Below are 1,098 nucleotides of genomic sequence, written 5' to 3' on the forward strand. Positions count from 1 at the left end.
CACGTCTTCGGAAGCGCAGCGGTCGCAACGCCGTCCAGTACGTGCAGACCGCTGATTTCGTGCCGCTGCCCGAGGACCCCGCCAAGGAGGTCCGCGAGATGCTCGAGGGTCTGCGAAGCAACACCGGCACCGAGCGCGTCGCGGTGCTCCGCAAGACGCTGCAGGAGGAGATGGACGCCAACGCCCAGGTCTTCCGCACCGAGGAGACCCTGACCAACGTCATGGGCACCATCCACGACCTGCGCCAGCGCTTCAAGAACGTGCACATCGACGACAAGGGCAAGCGCTTCAACACCGATCTGCTCGAGGCCGTCGAGCTCGGCTTCCTTCTCGACCTTGCCGAGATCGTCGCGTACGCCGCCCGCAACCGTCGCGAGAGCCGCGGCGGACACATGCGCGAGGACTACCCCGACCGCAACGACGAGCAGTACATGCAGCACACGATGGCCTACCTCACCGGCGACCCGCACTCGCCCGACCCCGAGGATCACATCAAGCTGGACTGGAAGCCCGTCGTGTTCACCAAGAACGACAAGGGCGAATTCAACTACCCACCGATGGAGAGGAAGTACTGATGTCGACCGCCATCGTCGAGCAGGACGTCGTCGCCGAGACGACCGGTGAAGCCCCGATCCAGTCGTACCTCGTCACCTTCATCATCCGCCGTTTCGACCCGGAGACCGACAGCGAGCCGCGCTGGGTCGACTACGACGTCGAGATGTACCCCACCGATCGCGTGCTGGACGCCCTGCACAAGATCAAGTGGGAGGTCGACGGCTCCCTGACCTTCCGTCGGTCGTGCGCCCACGGCATCTGCGGCTCCGACGCGATGCGCATCAACGGCCGCAACCGCCTGGCCTGCAAGACACTGATCAAGGACCTCGACATCTCGAAGCCGATCTACGTCGAGGCGATCAAGGGTCTGCCGCTGGAGAAGGACCTCGTCGTCGACATGGAGCCGTTCTTCGCGTCGTACCGCGAGGTGCAGCCGTTCCTCATCGCCAACAGCAAGCCCGAGGCCGGCAAGGAGCGCATCCAGTCGATCGTCGACCGCGAGATCTTCGACGACACCACCAAGTGCATCCTGTGCGCCGCGTG

1 protein-coding gene and 1 pseudogene are annotated in these 1,098 nt (G+C 64.6%); both read left to right on the forward strand.

The window, feature by feature from the left end:
• Positions 1-575, forward strand: a pseudogene (locus I5I_RS09040) (succinate dehydrogenase/fumarate reductase flavoprotein subunit); the annotation flags it as partial.
• Positions 575-1,098: 2Fe-2S iron-sulfur cluster-binding protein (locus I5I_RS09045; protein ID WP_036318492.1), on the forward strand; the 524-nt coding region annotated here is incomplete at its 3' end. The pseudogene I5I_RS09040 and the gene I5I_RS09045, both read left to right, overlap by 1 nt.

The organism is Microbacterium sp. B24 (genome assembly GCF_000333415.1).
Taxonomy (GTDB): domain Bacteria; phylum Actinomycetota; class Actinomycetes; order Actinomycetales; family Microbacteriaceae; genus Microbacterium.